General features: G+C 50.2%; 16 protein-coding genes, 1 tRNA gene and 1 pseudogene. 7 read left to right on the plus strand and 11 right to left on the minus strand.

Annotated elements, in window-relative coordinates:
• Positions 1-166: 166 nt before the first annotated feature.
• A complete protein-coding gene (xylE, locus tag AB6T85_RS12000; protein WP_253460290.1) occupies positions 167-1657 on the minus strand; it encodes a D-xylose transporter XylE in 1491 nt (496 codons plus the stop codon).
• A gap of 360 nt (positions 1658-2017) precedes the next feature.
• Here xylE and xylA point away from each other — a divergent pair, with 360 nt between their 5' ends.
• From xylA to AB6T85_RS12020, 4 genes are all read left to right on the plus strand, one after another.
• Positions 2018-3337 (plus strand): xylose isomerase, encoded by a 1320-nt coding sequence (gene xylA / locus AB6T85_RS12005; RefSeq protein WP_301730419.1) that lies wholly within the window; start codon positions 2018-2020, stop codon positions 3335-3337.
• A 33-nt stretch (positions 3338-3370) separates the two neighbouring features.
• On the plus strand, positions 3371-4822 hold the full coding sequence (gene xylB / locus AB6T85_RS12010; protein WP_369895669.1) for a xylulokinase: 1452 nt from the start codon (positions 3371-3373) through the stop codon (positions 4820-4822).
• A 217-nt stretch (positions 4823-5039) separates the two neighbouring features.
• A complete protein-coding gene (locus AB6T85_RS12015; protein WP_369895671.1) occupies positions 5040-6236 on the plus strand; it encodes a XylR family transcriptional regulator in 1197 nt (398 codons plus the stop codon).
• A gap of 72 nt (positions 6237-6308) precedes the next feature.
• Entirely contained in the window at positions 6309-8102 is a 1794-nt protein-coding gene (locus tag AB6T85_RS12020; RefSeq protein ID WP_301251030.1) for a DNA/RNA non-specific endonuclease, read from the plus strand.
• A gap of 64 nt (positions 8103-8166) precedes the next feature.
• Here AB6T85_RS12020 and AB6T85_RS12025 read toward each other — a convergent pair whose 3' ends face one another.
• Entirely contained in the window at positions 8167-8727 is a 561-nt protein-coding gene (locus tag AB6T85_RS12025; protein ID WP_369895673.1) for a TetR/AcrR family transcriptional regulator, read from the minus strand.
• Positions 8728-8985: 258 nt separating this feature from the next.
• Here AB6T85_RS12025 and AB6T85_RS12030 point away from each other — a divergent pair, with 258 nt between their 5' ends.
• Positions 8986-9768 (plus strand): SDR family NAD(P)-dependent oxidoreductase, encoded by a 783-nt coding sequence (locus tag AB6T85_RS12030; RefSeq protein WP_369895674.1) that lies wholly within the window; start codon positions 8986-8988, stop codon positions 9766-9768.
• Between the two features lie 189 nt (positions 9769-9957).
• Positions 9958-10992, plus strand: coding sequence for an NADP-dependent oxidoreductase (locus tag AB6T85_RS12035; RefSeq protein WP_369895724.1), 1035 nt, complete (start codon positions 9958-9960; stop codon positions 10990-10992).
• 104 nt (positions 10993-11096) lie between these two features.
• Here AB6T85_RS12035 and AB6T85_RS12040 read toward each other — a convergent pair.
• A tRNA-Asn gene (locus AB6T85_RS12040) sits at positions 11097-11172 on the minus strand.
• A 290-nt stretch (positions 11173-11462) separates the two neighbouring features.
• Here AB6T85_RS12040 and AB6T85_RS12045 point away from each other — a divergent pair.
• Positions 11463-11836: pseudogene (locus AB6T85_RS12045) on the plus strand (Gfo/Idh/MocA family protein); the annotation flags it as partial.
• Between the two features lie 101 nt (positions 11837-11937).
• Here AB6T85_RS12045 and AB6T85_RS12050 read toward each other — a convergent pair.
• The 8 genes from AB6T85_RS12050 to AB6T85_RS12085 all read right to left on the minus strand — a co-directional run bounded on the left by AB6T85_RS12050 (position 11938) and on the right by AB6T85_RS12085 (position 19804).
• Complete coding sequence (locus tag AB6T85_RS12050) at positions 11938-13509, minus strand: ABC-F family ATP-binding cassette domain-containing protein (protein ID WP_253460308.1); 1572 nt, start codon at positions 13507-13509, stop codon at positions 11938-11940.
• The gene (locus tag AB6T85_RS12055; RefSeq protein ID WP_369895676.1) at positions 13499-14746 is read right to left on the minus strand and encodes an MFS transporter; all 1248 of its coding nucleotides are present in this window, start codon (positions 14744-14746) and stop codon (positions 13499-13501) included. Before AB6T85_RS12055 ends, AB6T85_RS12050 begins: the two co-directional genes overlap by 11 nt.
• On the minus strand, positions 14724-15530 hold the full coding sequence (locus tag AB6T85_RS12060) for a JmjC domain-containing protein (RefSeq protein ID WP_253460314.1): 807 nt from the start codon (positions 15528-15530) through the stop codon (positions 14724-14726). Before AB6T85_RS12060 ends, AB6T85_RS12055 begins: the two co-directional genes overlap by 23 nt.
• A complete protein-coding gene (locus AB6T85_RS12065; protein WP_253460317.1) occupies positions 15517-16353 on the minus strand; it encodes an aKG-HExxH-type peptide beta-hydroxylase in 837 nt (278 codons plus the stop codon). Before AB6T85_RS12065 ends, AB6T85_RS12060 begins: the two co-directional genes overlap by 14 nt.
• The gene (locus AB6T85_RS12070) at positions 16340-17308 is read right to left on the minus strand and encodes a ThiF family adenylyltransferase (protein ID WP_253460320.1); all 969 of its coding nucleotides are present in this window, start codon (positions 17306-17308) and stop codon (positions 16340-16342) included. The genes AB6T85_RS12065 and AB6T85_RS12070 overlap by 14 nt, the downstream gene beginning before the upstream one ends.
• The gene (locus tag AB6T85_RS12075) at positions 17298-18638 is read right to left on the minus strand and encodes an ABC transporter substrate-binding protein (protein WP_369895679.1); all 1341 of its coding nucleotides are present in this window, start codon (positions 18636-18638) and stop codon (positions 17298-17300) included. The genes AB6T85_RS12070 and AB6T85_RS12075 overlap by 11 nt, the downstream gene beginning before the upstream one ends.
• An 18-nt stretch (positions 18639-18656) precedes the next feature.
• Positions 18657-19592, minus strand: a complete 936-nt coding sequence (locus tag AB6T85_RS12080; protein WP_301251025.1) for a cupin-like domain-containing protein — start codon at positions 19590-19592, stop codon at positions 18657-18659.
• A 65-nt stretch (positions 19593-19657) separates the two neighbouring features.
• Entirely contained in the window at positions 19658-19804 is a 147-nt protein-coding gene (locus AB6T85_RS12085; RefSeq protein WP_153810780.1) for a hypothetical protein, read from the minus strand.
• Positions 19805-19930 lie beyond the last annotated feature (126 nt).

The following is a 19930-nucleotide window of genomic DNA, read 5'->3' on the forward strand; positions in this document are numbered from 1 at the left end:
TAAGAAAAACCACAGGCCCGTTGTAAATGGGCTGCACCCTAAAAGTTAGTCACCCAACCGAGTAAAGTGCAGTTTTTTATGGCAAAGCTGATATTCTTTTTAGCCATGGCTGGCTGTCGTAATCACTCCGCCCGGGAAGATGGGCCGTCTCCCGTGCACGAGTCGGTCAGTCCGCCAGTTTCTCACTCAGCCCGGCTGAAGCGGGTTTTTTCCATTGGGATTCCAGCTCTTCCAGCGATTTGCCTTTGGTTTCCGGCACAAACTTCCACATAAACAGCGCCGCCAGCAGCCCCATCACGCCATACAGCCAGTAGGCGAAACCGTTGTTGAAATGCGCATTGAGCGTGCTGTTTTTATCCATCATCGGGAAGGTCCAGGAAACCAGATAGTTTGCCACCCACTGCGCCGCCACGGCCAGCGACATCGCTTTACTGCGGATGCGGTTGGGGAAAATTTCCGCCAGCAGCACCCAGCAGACCGGCCCCCACGAGATGGCAAAGGACGCCACGTAAAACAGCATTGCGCCCAGCGCCACCACGCCGGACATTTTGCTGTAGAAAGCGGTGCCCAGCGTAAACATGCCGATCGCCATACCCAGCGCGCCGATAATTTGTAGCGGCTTACGGCCAAAATTATCCACCGTCATAATGGCAATAGTGGTAAAAATTAAATTAATGACGCCCACAATGATAGTTTGTAACAGAGCAACATCCGTACTGGAGCCAACAGAGCGAAAGACCTCCGGCGCATAATATAAAACCACATTAATACCAACGAACTGCTGAAACACGGAAAGCATAATGCCAATAACAATGACGCCAGCGCCAAAAGAAAACAGCGGAGCGCTTTTGCTGGTACGGGTATTAACCGACTGTAAAATATTCTGTAGCTCTTTCTGGCTTTGCGCTTTACCAAAAAGCTTCTCCAGAATGGCGGCGGCTTTATCATTCATACCTTTGGCTGCCAGCCAGCGCGGACTTTCCGGGACGGCAAACAATAAAATGAAAAATAATAAAGAAGGAATGGCGCCGGAAAGAAACATTAGCCGCCATCCCATCGTATCCAGCCAGTCGGCATTGCCGGACAGCGCAATGCTGTAATTCACGCAATAAACTAACAGCTGCCCTAAAATAATAGCGAACTGATTACAGGCAACCATACGGCCACGAATTTTCGCCGGCGTAATTTCCGCGATATACATAGGGGAAACCATAGAGGCCAGGCCTACGCCAATCCCGCCGACGATACGGTAGATCACAAATTCGCTGAGATAGCCCGACAGGTAATAAGGCACGCCGCTGTCAGTACCGACGGCGCGGTGGCCGATTTCAGGGAAAGCTGAACCCAGCGCCGATAAAAAGAACAGCACGGCAGCCACCAGCAGCGTTTTCTTTCTGCCAAAGCGGGCGCTTAACGGGCCGCCCAGCACGCCGCCGATAATACAGCCGATCAGCGCGCTGGCGACGCAAAAGCCCAGCAGGGAGTTGGCCGCCGATTCGCTTAATCCTCTGGGCGAAATAAAAACTTTATCCAGGGAGGAAACGGTGCCGGAGATCACCGCCGTATCATAACCAAATAATAACCCGCCTAATGTTGCCACCAGCGTGACAGAGATTATATAACGATTGTTGGCCTTCATCTCGGATGCTATTGCCATAACAAACCTCTTGGGTAGAAAGAAACAGGATAAAACGCGTTTATATTTGGAGGTAAGACGGATGCTTTTTATAAACTTCCACGCGTTTATTTTTTGAACTCCCTATGTCGCGAGGTAAACATAATCTTCCTGACTCGCCAAAGAAATTACAATTTTTTGTAATCGCTATGCCCGTTTTGCTTTTTATGAGAGGGATCACGGGTGTCTTCGTTCACGCCGGTAGCAACTTTGTGACTAAGGTCATGGTTGGGATATTACAGCGCCGCTTTGTGAAATTTTATAATTGAGTGTCGCGCTTTGTTGTTTGCATAGTGATGGGGTTCCCGCTAATTCCTGAACATATCTTTAAGGATAATGACCATGGCAGACTATTTCGATCGCATTACCAAAATTGCTTATGAAGGCAGCGACAGCCAGAACGATCTGGCCTTTCATTTTTATAATCCGGATGAAGTCATTCTGGGTAAAACCATGAAAGAACACCTGCGGTTTGCCGCCTGCTACTGGCACACCTTCTGCTGGGCCGGCACCGATATGTTCGGCACGGGCGCTTTCGATCGGCCCTGGTTTAAGGGCGGTGACGAGCTGGAACAGGCAAAAGCGAAAGCGGATATCGCCTTTGAGTTTTTCGATAAGCTCAACGTGCCGTTTTACTGCTTTCACGATGCCGACGTGGCGCCTCAGGGCCACTCCGTCAAAGACTACCTGCATAACTTTGCGGTGATGACGGATATCCTGGCGGAAAAACAGCAGCAGACCGGGGTGAAATTGCTGTGGGGCACGGCGAACTGTTTTACCCATCCACGCTACGGTGCGGGCGCGGCGACCAGTCCGGACCCGGAAATCTTTGCCTGGGCCGCTTTGCAGGTTAATGCGGCAATGGCCGCCACGCAAAAGCTGGGCGGTGAAAATTATGTGTTGTGGGGCGGTCGTGAAGGGTATGAAACCCTGTTAAATACCGATCTTAAACAGGAACGTGCGCAGATTGGCCGGTTTATGCAGATGGTAGTGGAGAACAAGCACCGCATCGGTTTTACCGGCACCTTGCTCATCGAGCCAAAGCCGCAGGAGCCAACCAAACACCAGTATGATTATGATGTGGCAACCGTTTATGGCTTCCTGAAGGAGTTCGGGCTGGAAAACGAAATCAAGGTCAACGTAGAGGCTAACCACGCGACGCTGGCCGGGCACTCCTTCCAGCATGAAATTGCCACGGCGGCAGCGCTGGGCATTTTTGGCTCTGTGGATGCCAATCGGGGTGATTTGCAGCTGGGCTGGGATACCGATCAGTTCCCGAACAGCGTGGAGGAAAACGCGCTGATTATGTATGAGATCCTGAAAGCGGGCGGCTTCACCACCGGCGGACTGAATTTCGATGCCAAAGTTCGTCGGCAGAGCACCGATCCTTACGATCTGTTCTACGGCCATATTGGCGGGATGGATGTGATGGCACAGGGCCTGCGGATTGCCGCTCGTCTGATCGAAGAAGGACGGCTTGAACAGGCTCGCGAAGCACGCTACGCGGGCTGGAAGGGCCCGCTGGGCCAGGACATTCTTGCCGGGAAATTCTCTTTGCAGGAGCTGGCGCGCTATACGGAAAAATCAGCGTTCTTTCCGGAACACCGCAGCGGCCATCAGGAGCGGCTGGAAAATATTGTCAACCAGGCGCTCTACCGCTAGTGTCTTTTAGCCTCACGCCAGAGGAAGCGACGCATGTATATAGGAATCGATCTGGGTACGTCCGGCGTAAAAGCCGTATTGCTGGACGAAAACAACGCGGTATTAGCCAGCCACACGGAGAAGCTGACCGTCTCACGGCCGTATCCTTTGTGGTCGGAGCAGGATCCGCAGGCATGGTGGCAGGCCACCGATCGGGTGATGCTGGCGCTGGCCGCACAGCGGTCGCTGAAGGCGGTTCGGGCTGTCGGGCTGACCGGGCAAATGCACGGCGCCGTGCTGATGGGACGACAGCAGGAGGTGCTGCGGCCCGCTATTTTGTGGAACGACGGCCGCAGCGCGCGGGCCTGCCAGCAGCTGGAGGCAAGCGTGCCGGATGCGCGAAAGATCACGGGCAATCTGATGATGCCGGGCTTCACCGCGCCAAAGCTGCTATGGGTAAAAGAGCATGAGCCGGCGATCTTTAATCAGATAGCGCATGTTCTGCTGCCGAAGGATTATCTACGTTGGCGGATGACCGGCGATTTCGCCAGCGATATGTCCGACGCGGCGGGCACGATGTGGCTGGATGTCGGCAAGCGCGCCTGGAGCGATAAGCTGCTGGCCGCCTGTGGACTGACGCGCGACCAGATGCCGACGCTGTTTGAAGGCAACGAAGTCACGGGACAGATAACCGCAGAGCTGAGTCAGCGCTGGTCGCTGCCCTCTGAGCTGCCGGTGGTGGCGGGCGGGGGAGATAACGCCGCCGGCGCGATTGGTGCCGGGATCTGGCAGCCGGGCCAGGCGATGCTGTCGCTGGGCACTTCCGGCGTCTGTTTTGCGGTCAGCGAGCGCTTTCTCAGCAATCCCGACCAGGCGGTGCACAGCTTCTGCCATGCGTTGCCCGACACCTGGCACCTGATGTCGGTGATGCTCAGCGCCGCTTCCTGTCTGGACTGGGCGGCGCGGCTGACCGGGCAGCCTTCGGTAGCGGCGCTACTGGCGCTGGCCGAAAAGGCGCAACCGGGAGATAGATCGCCCTGTTTTCTGCCTTATCTGTCCGGTGAGCGCACGCCGCATAATAATCCTGATGCTACCGGCGTGTTCTGGGGCTTCACCCATCAGCACGGTCCGGAAGATCTGGCGATGGCGGTGCTGGAAGGCGTCAGCCTGGGGCTGGCGGAAGGAATGGCCGCGCTACAGGCGACGGGCGTCAGGCCGGCGGCCGTCACGCTGATTGGCGGCGGGGCGCGCAGCGCGTTCTGGCGGCAGCTGCTGGCCGATATCTCCGGCGTAACCATGGAATACCGCACGGGCGGCGATGTCGGCCCGGCGCTGGGCGCCGCCAGGCTTGCCCGCATGAGCTGTCATCCGGGCGTTTCGCCAGCGGAGCTGTTGCCGGTGCTGCCGCTGGAGTCCCGCTATACGCCCCGCGCCGATCGCCATGACTTCTACCGCCAGCGACAAAGGCTGTTCAGCGCGCTTTATCAACAAACCGCCTCGCTTTAAGGCGCGGCCACAGCTTATCGACAAGCCTGGCGTTCTGGCAGCAACGCCACCGCTTTGCTTTAAGGGGCAGTCAGCGGCTTCTTCGCGGTAACGGGAGGAAGCCGCGCCGCATTTTTTTGATCGCCCGAGCAGACCTGACGGTTGCTCCCCCCAATCCCTTGTCTTTACAAAAAAACTCTTCATATTGAAGCGGTCGCTTTAGTTTCAGGGTCTGAATATGAAGAAAAATGAGGCTCCCGCCAGGCACGCCAGGATTTCGCTGCTGTTCAACGCTAACAAAGCCTATGACCGCCAGATCATTGAGGGGATAGGCGAGTATTTTTACGCCTCGCAGTGCGACTGGGATATCTATATAGAAGAAGATTTCAGCGTTCATCACCTGAACGAGAACATTCTTTCCGGCAGCGGTATTATTGCGGACTTTGACGACGCGCAGCTGGCCGCACAGCTTAGCCAGATCGCTATGCCTGTTGTGGGCGTGGGCGGCTCCTACAGTAATCGGGAAGACTATCCCGGCGTCAGCTATGTCGCCACGGACAACGAGGCGCTGGTGGCTGCGGCTTTGCATCATCTTACCGAGAAAGGCATTGAGCGCTTCGCTTTTTTCGGCCTGCCCGCCGAGGCAGGAAAACGCTGGGCGCAGGAGCGGGCCGCGGCGTTCCGGCGTTTGACCTGCGATATGGCCTTTCCCGGCATGCTTTATGAAGGCATGGTCACGGACAGCAACACCTGGGAAACGGCCCAGCAGAAGCTGGCCGAATGGCTGCATTCGCTGCCCGCCCATACCGGCATCGTCGCCGTCACGGATGCCCGCGCCAGGCACATCCTGCAAACCTGTGAGCATATCGGCATTGCGGTGCCGGAAAGCCTGTGCGTGATCGGCATTGATAATGAAGAGCTTACCCGTTATCTGTCGCGAATTTCGCTCTCTTCGGTAGTGCAGGGCACGCGCAGAATGGGATTCGAAGCGGCCAGGCTGCTGGACAATCTGCTTTCAGGCCGTCGCGTAAGTAGCGAACCGGTGATAGTTGCCCCGGAAAGCGTAATTGCCCGGCAGTCTACCGATTACCGCTCGATTATCGACGCTATGGTGGTGAAGGCGATGGGGTTTATCCGTAAAAACGCCTGCCGGGGCGCCACCGTTGAGCAGGTTCTGGAAGCGGTCGGCACCTCTCGTTCCAATCTGGATAAAAAATTTATGACCGAGCTGGGCACCACGATCCATAAGGTGATCCAGGATGAGAAATTTGCCAGAGCGAAGGAGCTGCTGGAAACCACTTCGCTGCCGGTGGCCGAAATCAGCCGTCTGTGCGGTTACAGCACGCCGCAATATTTTTGCACCGTTTCACGGCAAAATCTGGCTATGACGCCGATAAAATATCGCAGTAGCCGGAACGGCATGACGAGGGCGTAACAGCTTAGCGCTTGTTCCGTCACAGGCAGCAGCTATGGTTAAAAGGCACATATCCCTGGCATGGAGAGGCGAATGAAAATTAACGAGCTGATTGCTGCAAGACTGGCGCTGACCGCAGAGCAACGAGAACAAACCCGCGCGGCCCTGGCGCAGGGTGAGCAGGCCGAGCCGGATCGGCGACGCGCGCAGCGCTATGCTTTTCAGCAGCGAACCCGGCAGAGCCTGATTATTGGCGAGCGCGATCTGCTGCCGGTTTCTTTTTTGCAGCAGGGCCTGAGTTCGGCGCGGGCGGTAGGGCTGATCCGCAAAGACGGCATTCCTGAGGGCAGCGGCTTTCTGACCCACGGCGGCCTGTTTATCACCAACCATCACGTGCTGCCTGAACCGCCTGCTTCAGGCACGGTGACGGTACAGTTCGGCTTCCGTCAGAGCGAGACTGGCGAAATTAGCGACGGGCGGCTTTACACGCTGGATGCAGAGCGTTTCTGGCTGACCAGCCCGACAGAGGCGTTCGACTGCACGCTGATTGCGCTGGGCGAAGCCCTTAGCGGCAGCGGGGAGACGCCGTTGCCGCTGGCGCTTAACGATCGCAACGATAAACATGCGCTGGGTATCAGCCTGAACCTTATCCATCATCCGGGCGGCGCGCCACAGCAGCTCACGCTGCGTAATAATGCGCTGCTGGCGCGGCACGAGCAGTTTCTGCATTACGAAGCCGACAGCGAGGGCGGATCGTCCGGCGCGCCCGTGTTCAACGACGGCTGGCAGCTGGTGGCGCTGCACCACGGTGCCGTTGAGGACGGCGAAAAATGGGTTAATGAAGGCATACGCCTCAGCGCCTTAACCGACTGGCTGAAAGGCGAGCTGCCGCAGCTGTCCGCCGATATGCAGGCACAGCTGATGCAGGCGTTAACTTCGGACGCCACGCCGCTGCGTCCCGTCGCCAGCGCCGCCGCGCCGGAGAGCAATTATGGTAATCGTGATGGTTATCAGGCCGACTTTCTTGCCGGTACGCATATTGATATGGCGGAGATTATCGCTCCGCGCGCGGCGGAAGTCGCCCCATTGCGCGACGGCAGCAAAGGCGCAGAGGCCAGGCTCGACTATCAGCACTTTTCTCTGCTGATGAGCGGTGAGCGGCGGCTGGCCTTTTTTACCGCCACCAACATTGATGGCGCGAGCTATATCAATATCGATCGCGACAGCGGACAGCCTTCGCTGCTGCCGGAGGGCGACCGCTGGTATGAAGACAGCCGCATCGACAGCCGTTTCGTCACCGGTCAGGCGTTTTACAGCGAGTTCAGCCGCTGGTTCGATCGGGGCCATCTGACCCGCCGCAGCGATCCCACCTGGGGCAGCGCGGCCGAAGCGGTGCGCGCCAATAAAGATACTTTTCACTTTACCAACTGCTCACCGCAGCATTTCCGCTTTAATCAGAGTTTGCAGTACTGGCAGGGCGTTGAGCGCTACATCCTTGAGTCTGGCGTCCTGCAGTCAAAGCAGCGGATCAGCGTGCTGACCGGGCCGGTGCTTAACGAGCAAAGCAGGCAATATGCGGATTTAGCGGTGCCGCTGATGTTCTGGAAGGTCGTTTTGCGCATCGGGCCGCAGGGCAAGCCACAGGCTACGGCACTGCTGGTGAGCCAGGATAAATTGCTGGACGAACCGCGCCGCGTATTGCCGCAGGCGCAGCCGGAAGCGGTGCCCAATGTGGATGAATACCGGGTTGCCGTCAGCGCGCTGGAAACCCTGACCGGGCTTGATTTCAGCGCTTTCCGCGCCTGGGACAGCTGGCAGCCGGACGCCGCGCTGCTGGCGGAGCCGTTACCGGCGAAGCTGATTATGACGTGGCGGGATCTACTGTAGCTGATGGCGGCTTGCCGCAAGGCAAAAAGCCCGCTGTAAAAGCGGGCTTTTTTAAATCGAAACCTTATTTCGCCTCGTCTTCCTGAACGAGAATACGCGAGCGGCTAACAGCCAGAATCTCATCGGCCAGAGCAGAATCATCAGGGCAGGCACGTGACAGCACCAGCGCGCCGACAAGCTGTGCAAGGGTAGCAAGCAGGTCGGCACGGGTTTCGGCGCTTGCCTGCTCTTCATGCGCTAAACGGGCCAGATGGTTTTCAATACCCGCCGCAAATACAGCCTTAATTGATTCAGGCTGACGCGCCGTATCGGCCGCCAGCGCCGAAATCGCACACCCTTTTCCCATCGCATCCCGATGCTGCCGTGACAGATAGTGTTCAACAAATTGTTCCCGACCGGCGCCTGAAGCATTCTCGGCGGAGCGCGCAAAACCGCAGCCCAGCGCCTCTGCCATCAAATCAGCTTTGGAACCAAAGTGCTTGTAGAACCCACCGTGGGTTAAACCGGCGGCTGACATCAGCTCCGCAACGCCCACACCGTCGTAGCCCCGCTCGCGAAACAGCTCCGAAGCCGTTTCGACAATGCGCCTGCGGTTTTCACGAACCTGCTCTTTCGACACCTTCATCGGTTTACCCTTTCCACCTGTCATTTCCACGCTCAGTATACATTGATGACGATCGTAATCAAACTGATTGACTTTTTAGATTACGATCACCATCATTAATTTGCGTCATCGGACGTTTATTGGCAGGGGAAGCGCCAGCACCTGTTTCCCCCCTGTGGGCCTCGATGGCGCCGCTAACGCATAACCTTGCCAGCGCCCGATTCTGTCTGTATCGCCTGGCGCCGCTCTCATTTATTTTTTAACAGAGAAGAATAACTTATGACCCAATCGACAGTTCTTATTACCGGCGCTTCTACAGGGATTGGTGCTGTATACGCGGAACGGTTCGCCTCACGGGGCCACAACCTTGTGCTGGTCGCTCGCGACAAGACAAAACTGGATAGCCTTGCAGAACGTTTGCGTCATGAAAGGGGGATTTCCGTCGACGTTCTGCCTGCCGATCTCACCCAGGCAGAGGATTTAACGGCTGTCGAAGCTCGTCTGCGTGATGACGCGCGGATCGGTATTCTTATCAATAACGCGGGCGTCGGCCAGTCGGGTAACTTTATCGGCCAGCAGCCTGATGCGATCGAGCGGCTTATCGCGCTTAACATAACGGCGCTGACGCGACTGGCCAGGGCGGCAGCGGCACGCTTTGTTGAAGCTGGTGAAGGCGCAATCGTCAACATCGGCTCCGTTGTCGGCCTGGCCCCTGAATTTGGCATGTCGGTTTATGGCGCGACCAAAGCCTTTGTTCTCTTTTTATCGCAGGGGATGGATCACGAGCTCTCTTCCAAAGGCATTTACGTGCAGGCGGTGCTTCCTGCCGGAACCTATACGGAAATCTGGCAGCGGACAGGCATTGATACCCGCACTTTGCCCCAAATGATGGAAGTGGGCGAGCTGGTCGATGCCGCGCTGGTTGGCTTTGACCGTCGGGAACTTGTCACCATTCCGCCTTTACAGGATGCGGCGCGCTGGGACGCTCTTGATGCTGCCCGTCAGGCTCTGATGGCGGATATCAGACAGGCGGAAGCGGCGGAGCGATATAAAGCGCTTTAGCCAAAGCGAGGGAGCCAGCAGGACGAGGCAATATCCCTTGAGTTGTTTTGTCGGCGCAGGGTCTTTTTCTTTTCACGGAAAAGCCATGCGCCGGCGAAATTACCCGGCAAAGCCGAAATAGCCTCAGCTTGCCAGGAAAGAATATTTTCTCAACCGGCCGTTGCAGGTAAATAATAAATGAATAAAACGATGAAAGCCTTCACGTTTAAACGCTATGGCAAACATCCTGAGCTGGGGTTCGAAAAAGTCGATTATCCAGCGATCAACGCCAATGAAATTCTGGTAAAAATTTACGCGGTGGGGCTGAACCCCATTGATAATATGATCCCCACTGGAATATTTAAGCCGGTTCTGCATTTTAAACTTCCGGGAGTATTGGGGAGCGACTTGTCTGGCGTAGTTATTGCGGTGGGCAAGCAGGTCACTCGCTTCAGGCCAGGCGATGAAGTTTTTGCCAGCCTGTTCGACAGTGGAACAGGCTCTCTTGCCGAATTTGCAGCCGTGCCTGAAAGTGCAGCCGCCTTAAAACCCGCAAATCTCGATTTCGTGCAGGCGGCGTCGCTGCCGATGGTAAGCCTCACGGCCTGGCAGGCGCTGACGGAGCGGGGCAGACTGCGGCCGGGCCAGAAGATTTTCATTCCGGCAGGCTCGGGAGGCATTGGCACTTTTGCTATCCAGCTGGCTAAGCAATTAGGCGCCACGACGGCCACGACTACCAGCACGGCTAACGTCGGGTGGGTTAGTCAGCTTGGCTCCGATAAAGTGATAGATTATAAACAAGAAAAGTTTGAAAACGTTTTAAGCAGCTACGATATCGTTCTGGGCACCCTCAAAGGCGATACGATTGAAAAATCCGTACAGATCCTTAAGCCTGGAGGACAGATTATTTCTCTTGTCGGGCCTTTAGATGCCGCCTTCGCACGGGACAGAGGGGTAAACTTTTTTCTGACTTTTGTGATGAAAATGATGAGCCGAAAAATCACGCGCCTCACCAAAAAACGACGTCTGACCTATTCTTTTCTTTTTGTTCGCCCGGAGGGGGAGCAGCTGAGCCAAATTGGCAAGCTAATAGAGGCTGAACAAATCAAACCAACGATCGACAAAGTGTTTTCCTTTGCTGAAACAAAGAAGGCGCTGGCCTGGCTTGGCCAGGGACATGCAAAAGGGAAGGTGGTGGTTACGATGCAGGCGCCTTCAGATATCAAGCCAGCGGCCGGCCGTTAAAGAATGAACAAGGGCAGCCGCCAGTCCATTCCCTTCGCGCAGAATACCTGACGGCACAAACGCAAAAAACCCGCTTAAATTTCTTTAAGCGGGCTTCTCTAATCTGGCTCCTCTGACTGGACTCGAACCAGTGACATACGGATTAACAGTCCGCCGTTCTACCGACTGAACTACAGAGGAATTGTTGGAACGGGCGCATAATATCCAGAGGGCAGAGGGATGTCAAAGCCTGATTGCACCTTTTTAACCGGCTGCTGAATAAATCAGCATTTTGTTGAAATTTCCTCAGGTTAGAAGGTGTTCCTCATCGCTGTTCTTTGCGGAATGCTCCGCAGGTCTCTGACAAATGGCAACAAGCATAACAGCCGTTTACGTCAGAATAATTACGTTTATTTCATTTCGTGGTTGCCGCCTCTTATTTTGAAATATGCATTCCATGCACGCGCTTCGCTCACCGGCAAGGAACAAGAATGGAAAAGGTCAGAGTTGGACTGATTGGTAGCGGCTATATCGGACGCTGCCACGCAATTGCTTATGCACAGGTTTCCACCGTTTTTTCGTTAAAGGGGGGAAATGGTGGCGGAAGTGAACCTTGAGGTGGCGAAACCGCGGGCTGCATTGCTGGGGTTCAAACGGTCAACAGGCGACTGGCGTGAACGGGTTGCCGAGCCTGAGAGAGAGGGGTGGATATTTGCGCGCCCAACTGCCTGCACAAGGAGATGGCGCTGGAAGCGATTCGCCACGGTAAGCACGTCTTCTCAGAAAAACCGCTGGCGCTGATGTGGCTGATGCCGAAGAGATGACCCGGGCAGCAGAGGCGGCAGGAGTAAAAATGCTGGTGGGAGGGACAGGTAAAGCCACAATACCGGGTGAAATATGATCTTTACAGACGAGGGGCGGGTAAAGCCCCAATATCGAATGAGACAGGCTCTGTTCAGCAACAGATCATGACGCATTACTCAGTAGATAACCTTCAACTGTCATTTGTGAGGCGCTGTAAGCCTTGTGGTAGTCGTTGAAAGAGTGCAGCTTTCCATCGCTTATCACTAAAAAGCGTTTGCAGACCTTTTCAATAAGACTACGATCGTGCGAGACCAGAAGCACAGTGCCGTTAAACTCTGCTAACTGACGTTCAAGGGCCTCTTTACCTGAAATATCCAGATGGTTAGTGGGCTCATCCAGCAAAAGCAGATGACTGTTGATAAGGGATATACCTGCAAATAATAATCTTGCTCTTTCTCCCCCACTCAATGTTCTGACTTTACTCTGCAGACGTTCCCAGGGGAATCCGGCTTTAAGTAACGCCTGCTTCAGCTGCTCATTATTGGCATTCACGCGCGACGTACTGCAGAAACTGAATAATGCATTCATCATATCCAGCTCGCTATCCACGCCATTTTGCAGCTGATCGTAATAGGCCATCACCGTCGAGTCATGCAGCGTAATGGCCCGATCCCGTTCCAGATAACTCTTCCAGATAAGCTGCAGCAGAGTCGACTTACCCATGCCATTGGCACCGATTAAAGCAATTTTTTCTCCTGGCTGAATCAACAGCTCATCTATTGCGTACAGGATTGTAGTCTGCCCTGGCGCTCTGACCATGACCTCATTGCAAAACAGGAGTCGTTTTGCCGGCAGCATTTGTCCGGGAAAGGAGAGATTCCAGGGATAAGGCTCTGGTAAAGTATTTTGCTCAAGCTTGAGTTTGTCGACACGTTTGAACATGGACTGCGCTTTTCTTGCCGAGCTTTTACTGTGCTGCTCTTTACCCCACACCGCCAGCTGACGCGCGCTGGCTTCAATGCGCTCAATTTCGTTTGCCTGATCCTGATATTGCTGCTGGCAGGCAAGATCGCTTTGTTCGTGCTGCACTAAAGCTTGCGTGCAGGGGAGTCGATATTGATGCACGCCGCCATTAGCGATAATCCAGGTACTGTTGGTGACAGTATCAAGCATGCGGGTATCATGGGAAACCAGAATTAAGCTTCCACGCCAGTCTGCTAAAAAGGTTTCAAGCCAGATTAACGTCGGCAAATCAAGATGGTTTGAAGGCTCATCAAGTAAAAGAACATTGGGAGCAGAGAGCTGCGCTCTACCCAGTAACAGGCGCGTCTGCTGGCCACCGCTAAGTTCTGAACACGGCGTGTCACGCTGGGTAAGCCCCATACCAATATTTTCAAGAATAACTTCAGCGCGCCAGCTTTCACTTATGCGCTCATCAGTTTCTAAAACATCAAGAAGAGCCTCTTCTGGCGTCAAAGATAATAAGTGCTCTGGAAAACGCTGTTCCACCAGATAATAACGTAACGATTTGGCGTGAGTAACCTGGCCTGAACTCGGCTCCAGCTTCTTAGTCAACAGCTGTAGCAGGGTAGACTTACCGGCACCGTTGAATCCAACTAAGCCCACCTTTTCAGCGGAGTTTAATGAAAGAGAGACATCGCTAAACAACAGATGGGTTGTATTATGGTAACTCAACTGATTAGTTGAGAGGAAAACTTGTTCTTTACGATTCACGAAGATCCCCTTTACGATAAAAAAGCACAATCACAATGCCCGCTAGCGCAAGAACCGACTGAGTCAGGTAAACCCCCTGCGAGGATAAGCCATTCCCTTCTTTTGCCATAAGAAGATACATGGCAAGAATAAGTATTCCCGACAGACCGTTAAAAGTAGCCTGAAGTCTCCCCTGATACTCAGGCTCACAGTGAAGTTGTGAAAGAGATATCGACAGGGCCCAGCTGGAAATCCCAAAACCAATAAGGAAATAAACCGGGAATACCAAAATAACAGCATCATTTACAGAGAGAATATATAAACCGCCAGCCATGACCAATAAAAGCAAGGCCAGCGTTTTCCTGATGCTGGTTTTTTTACAAAGCACAGGTGATAAAAAGCCGCCGGCCAAAACTCCCAGCGAATAGAGCGCTTCATAAAGGGCAAATACTCGTGTGCTCGCATGCAGCACTTCACGAGTATAAGGAACTAAAATAATAGGAATAGTCATCAAAAGAACCATTATTATCATCTGGCTCATATAAGGCATAAAAAGCGCAGGCTTACTTTTAAAGTATCTCAGCGAAGAGGTATAGCTATACCACCAGCCTTCACTTTGTTTATTTGCGCTTTCTGCCGTTGCTACCGTACGCATGGCAAGGTTGAAAAGGCCGGCGATAATAAAAAGTATACCACCGATAAGCAGCGTGCCTTTGATGCCTGCTACAGCCAGTATGAAGCCACTTAAACCCATTCCCATAATAGTGCCGAATTCGTAAACCATATCAATGGTCGCATTAGCGCTAACAAGCTCCTTTTCAGGCACGATACTTTGAATAAAAGGCACCGCGGAAGGCATGTAAAATGAGATAAACACCCCAAGCAGAGAGCACAAAATCATCAGATCTGGCTCAATATTCATTTCCCACATCAGGACCCATGCAACGATAACCATCCCCCTGACCAGATTTGAGATAATGATTTGTGCTTTACGATTGTAACGATCGGCAAGCAGGCCAAATAAAGGGGCGAAAAGGATACTGGGCATCCAGATGCAAAACATCATTATCGCCACGCCTTTAACAGAGTTGGTTTTGTTATAGGCCAGCCAGGAAAGCGCAATATAATTTAATCCGTTGCCAAAAGTGGCAAAAAGGCCGCTCATGGTGAAAAACAAAAAATTCTTGTTTTCAAACAGTGCCAGCCGTTCCTTTACTTCTGCTCTAAACATTCTCTTACCCCAATGACCGGAATCCATTACACAACCAGTTAATTCTGTCGCCGAAATAGCCACGTTTTTTCGCTGCTGACTGCACTCTTTGTATCAAGGCCGGCATTTGAGAGATGGCATCATCCAAAAAGGCGGTCATATTGTACAGATTTACTGTACTATGAATGAAGGTCACCGAGCATTCAATCGTTTTTGCCTGATGCCACCAGTGCGCAGGAAAGTAAAGAAAATCACCGGGATGAAGCACTACGCACTCAAAAGGAATACCCAACGCTTCGAGCTCGTATGTGCTGTAAAATTTACCCTCTTCAAGCGCATACTGCGGTGCCACTAACGTAAATTCTTTTACGCCCTGCAACTGTCCGACAATGCCGTTCACGCTGAGCATATCCTGATGCATGCTGGTGACTGTTTCAGGCGCAGACATCAAAATCCAGGGTGCAAGAACCAGCTCGCCTACTAACGATTTCTCAATATTATTTAATGTAATGGCTTTGGGCACGGTGAAACTGTCGTTAAGTGATTTTGCGTGGGAAAGATGTGGCTGCCATGACCAGTTACCCATGCCTTTAACGCCAGATTGAATACGCTTGATATAATCACTTACCGTAATTTCCACTCTGCCCGATTTATTTATTCCTTCCTCAATAAATATCTTATCGCTACCGTAATTTTTCTCAATAAAAGAAAAATTGCCCTGCGTAAACAATGGCCAGTGAAAACAATACTCATGAATAAGAAAACATGTACCTGTCAAATCATTAATGCGGCAGTTTTCCAAAAATGCTTGCTCATTTTTAAATAATTGCACTGGCTGCATCCTCTTTCTGAAATTGAGATAAGACCAAACACATTTCTTCTGCTATGCTACTGCCTTGTGCCGTAAGGAAATTCTTATGGTCAAACTGCGCCAGTGTCTCCTGCAATAACAGCGATGCTTTGTTAATATTGACGGCGGCAGACTGCTTATGTGCTCCTGGGAAGGTAAGGTTTCGCATATAAAAAATAATGCGAGTTAAAACAAATGCAGCATGAAAGACCCCGTTGGCAGGACGGGGTTGATCACGAAAAGGACTTTTCAGGTAAGTTCCTGTCGATACAAGGGGATCGAGCAGTTGCTTAATATAGAGTTCAATATGAGACATCTCGTGAATAATATTTTCGACATAATCAGATAGCGTCCAGTCTTCTTTAGGCGAGATAACAATAAGACCTAAAAAAAGCACGGAACTGGTTGCTACAAGTGAGTCGCAACTGACAACAACAACACGACCAATAAGATTCCTCAAGGTATAATCCATCACGGCACTGTTGGTAGAGAGCAATTCAATCGCTGCCAGAATATTTTCTCTGTAACTGTTCATTGCAGAGTAATGTATTGCCGAGAATTTTTCATTTTGACGTTGCATTTCCGCAGCAACTGATTTCAGAACTGCCTGATAATCGTCACGATTGGCTGCCTGATAGCAAACAACCTTTTCGGGCCAGGGAGCGTAGGCGTGGTTTTCTGTAAGGAAATTAAGAATGGTTTGTTTTTTATTACAGGCAACAAATTGACGCCAGAGTGTACACTCTTGTTCAACAACTTCCCGGTTTAAATATATGGAAAAAATATCTCTTTTAGTTATTGTCATAGCTTATTTCCCCCATTGTAATCATGCTGACAGGATTATATATTTTTCTCACATTAATCAAGTCGGGTTTGCTAAAAGGATAAAAAAGGCTGGTAATATTGTTAGCCAATATTGCACTCAGCAGTAAATTAGTGGATGCGATAGATCCTGTTATAGGTTTTGTTACTGCGTGTGAACTCTTCTGCAAAAGGCTAAGGAATTCGGTTTTGGCCGCTTCAGTGGTTAACAGAGGGCCTGCTGTAATAGTATCGTATCCTGCAGATCCAAAGATAACCGGGACTTTGTGGCGCATAGCATATTCAACGATGTAGAGGGATGACTTAATGGCAGGCGTATCGATAGCGGATACCAGTAAATTAACATCATCAGGGAGACAATGCAGATCTTCTGAGCAGGTAATTTTACGCTCGTATAAAGAAACGTTGACCTCAGCATTTATTCTGAGCAATTTATCTTTTAAGCACTGCACCTTGCTTTTGCCAATATCGGCAGAATCATAAGCAAACTGGCGGTTCAGATTACTTATCTGAACTTTATCATAGTCGATCAGCGTGAATTTTTTGATCCCCGATGAGGCCAGACACAGCCCTACATTTGATCCTGTTCCACCGCATCCAATCAGGGCTATATGGATATCATTCTTGAAGCTAAACGGTGAGTGTAACGTTCCTAAATGAAAATTAAGGAAATCATAGGTTTTCTCTAAAACGGTGCCACTATATTTATTTTCCGACAGTACCAGCAAATTCAAGCTGCACATTGTTTTATAAAGTGCATAGCAGCAATCATCTTTAAGCCACGACTGTAATTCTGTCTCGTCCAGGCCTGTTTCAAGCCTGGTTAAAAAATATTCCACCTCAGGCCCAATAATGTCGGTCATCTGGTAATTTTTTTTACCCAAAAATATGATTTTATCATCGGATCTTATGATCGAGGCATTCAGTTTAATTTTCACTCACGGTTTCCTTTATGAGAACCTTACGTCCCGGAGCATATAAGGTGTTTTCCAGAATTGAACTGTGACAAAAAAAACCAGTGGGAAAGATAAATAACGGAAGGCTAAGACACTGCTCCCGCAAATAAAAATCAATAGCTTTGAATATTTCTGGTTGTTGAGATGATAGCGCTTCAGTAAAAAGCAAGGAATACAGCTTTTTTATTTTCTCAAATTTTACATGACTCGTAGATACATGACTCAAATCAGATCGAATGATTTGTACAGGATTTCGCTGAGGAATTTTACGAATTTCAAAGCGTAAATGGGATTCGGAACGCCAGTAGCCATATTTGTCCTGATGTTTGCGGACCTCAATATTAAAGCAAGAGAGTTGTTCAGCAATATCTTCAAGAATTTCATCATTTGGATAGAAATCTTCGTAAGATATGTCGATAACAAAGCTGTTTTTTGAGTAGGTGATAGTATCCCTGAGCGGATGATAAGAACCATCAAAATACACAGACATCCATGACGTAACCGGCTTTAATATATTGTCGTAACGTGCTGCAATTGAGCTGCGATTAATTTTACAAGTTAAAATTTCTTTGACGTAGTCTGGCAGTTTATCAAATTTTCTTCCGGGAGAAAGTATCATCATTAAGTTCCCTTCAGCAGCCACAAAATTTTGCTTAGCCGTGAAGGTACGGTAATTTTTCAGGTTAACGGCAGTGTTGCAACTGACATGCACTTTACCGTCAAAAAAGGCCTCGCCGTTCGGATCTTTTTCAACCAGAAGATAATTGATTTTTTCCACATTAGGCAGGTGCTTATCAAGTGTAAAATATTTATTAGCAACCAGCTGATAAAAGTTATCCTGTTTTTTCAAAAGAACATAAGGTCCGGCAGAAACGTCATCACTATGCTCGTGTTTGGGAGAGAAATTCAATAAAGATAAATACTGAATAATAAAGGGGTCATACCATGAGGTTTGAATAGTGAAGCTGTGGTCATTATGGATTTCTGTTTCTGAACCCAGTTTCGCTACAGATGCAAGGATCTTATTATAACGATTATTCTCATCATGACAGATATGTCTGATCGCCCGCACATAATCCGCAGCTTTCACGTTATCGCCATTACTCCAGAATAAATCTTTTCTGATAGTTATTCTGAGGGAGTCAGCCGTCTGTTGGAAGGATTCGGCACCTAAGAGCTCGACTTCGCCCTTTTCCAAAGAGAATAACGGGAGCGCAAGCTTGCTGTAAATTTGCTCTCCGCTGTAATCACAGATCGACCAGATATCTTCTTTATAAGGGAAAACATCAACAGCGATATTTAAATTATTCATGATATTCAGGCCGTTTACCTAAGCGGTTGTCTTAATCATCTCTTCATACATTTTTTGTTTTCTAAGCAAGATCTCTATTTTTTCTTTAGTGTAAGAGACCTCCTCTATAATAGAATTCCTGACTTCATCCGATATTTTTAATTTATTTTCTGTAAGCACTTCGAGGTAATCATTGAAAGCAATGTCACTCTCATTTGAATCTCGGGAGATATAGGAGTGATAATTTTTATAAAATCTTATGGCATGCTGTCTGGAGGTAAAACCACCTGTCACCATGATATTATCCGTGTCATTACGGATTTCATGTACCCATCCAGTCGGCACGTAGAGAATAGTCCCGGGAGTAAGAGTGAATTCAACGATCTCAACGTTCAATTCATCCAGATGTGCTACGACTTCCTCATTAAATAATGAAGTCCCCATTTCAATATGGTGACGATGAAGTGGAGATATAGCGCGGAATGTTTTTTGACCTTCAATCATCATTAACCATGCGCTGGTTGAAAAACAGTCAATGTGAAGATCGCAATTTATTCCTTTTTTTCCAAAAAACACCCATCGTCTGCGGAATTGCATTCTTTTTGGCAAACGATCGATGAAATCATCCGGGTGGAATTTTGGAAAAAAGATATCTTCGTCCAGCCCAGGCAAGCTTTTTTGATAACTCCAGCCTGTCATATAGGGGCATTGCTCGCCATTTTTCATCAGATCAATGTATTCTGATATTGAAATCTTTCTGGTGATGTTTGCCGGATCCTCTAAGTTATCACTTACCTGACATAATATCTCGCTACAGCGCGCTTTAAAAAATTCAAAACTCCATTTTTTATAGGCAGGCATGTCGCTGTTCAAATTTGCATACTGCACGGGCTGGGTCTTATTGAAAAATGTTTCTTCAAACTGGTGGTTTTCAACACTTGCGACATCTTCAACATGTGGCCGGAATACGCTCATAGAGAATTCTCACGATAAGTTATAAATTTAAGTTCTGGGGTTGCCCCCAGAACCCGACGATCTTATTAGCAGCGGTGAGTTGCTAATAACAGTTCGTTATCCAGTTCAATCTCAGCCAGCTGTACATTTTCAATTTTGAATTCAACATCAAAATCTTGAGTCTCAGTTGGAGATACATAAGAACGAAACTCTTTGCTTTCGAAATCATTCATGGTTATTGCTCCTGTAATTTGACTTGGATTGTTGTTAAACAAAAATGTAAACGCAGTGATCTTTAATTAATGTAAGGAAAATTAAGTAAATGTCACCGGAGATTTAAAAGTAATTTAATTTGATAA

This window comes from Erwinia aeris (assembly GCF_041224955.1).
Lineage (GTDB): Bacteria > Pseudomonadota > Gammaproteobacteria > Enterobacterales > Enterobacteriaceae > Erwinia > Erwinia aeris.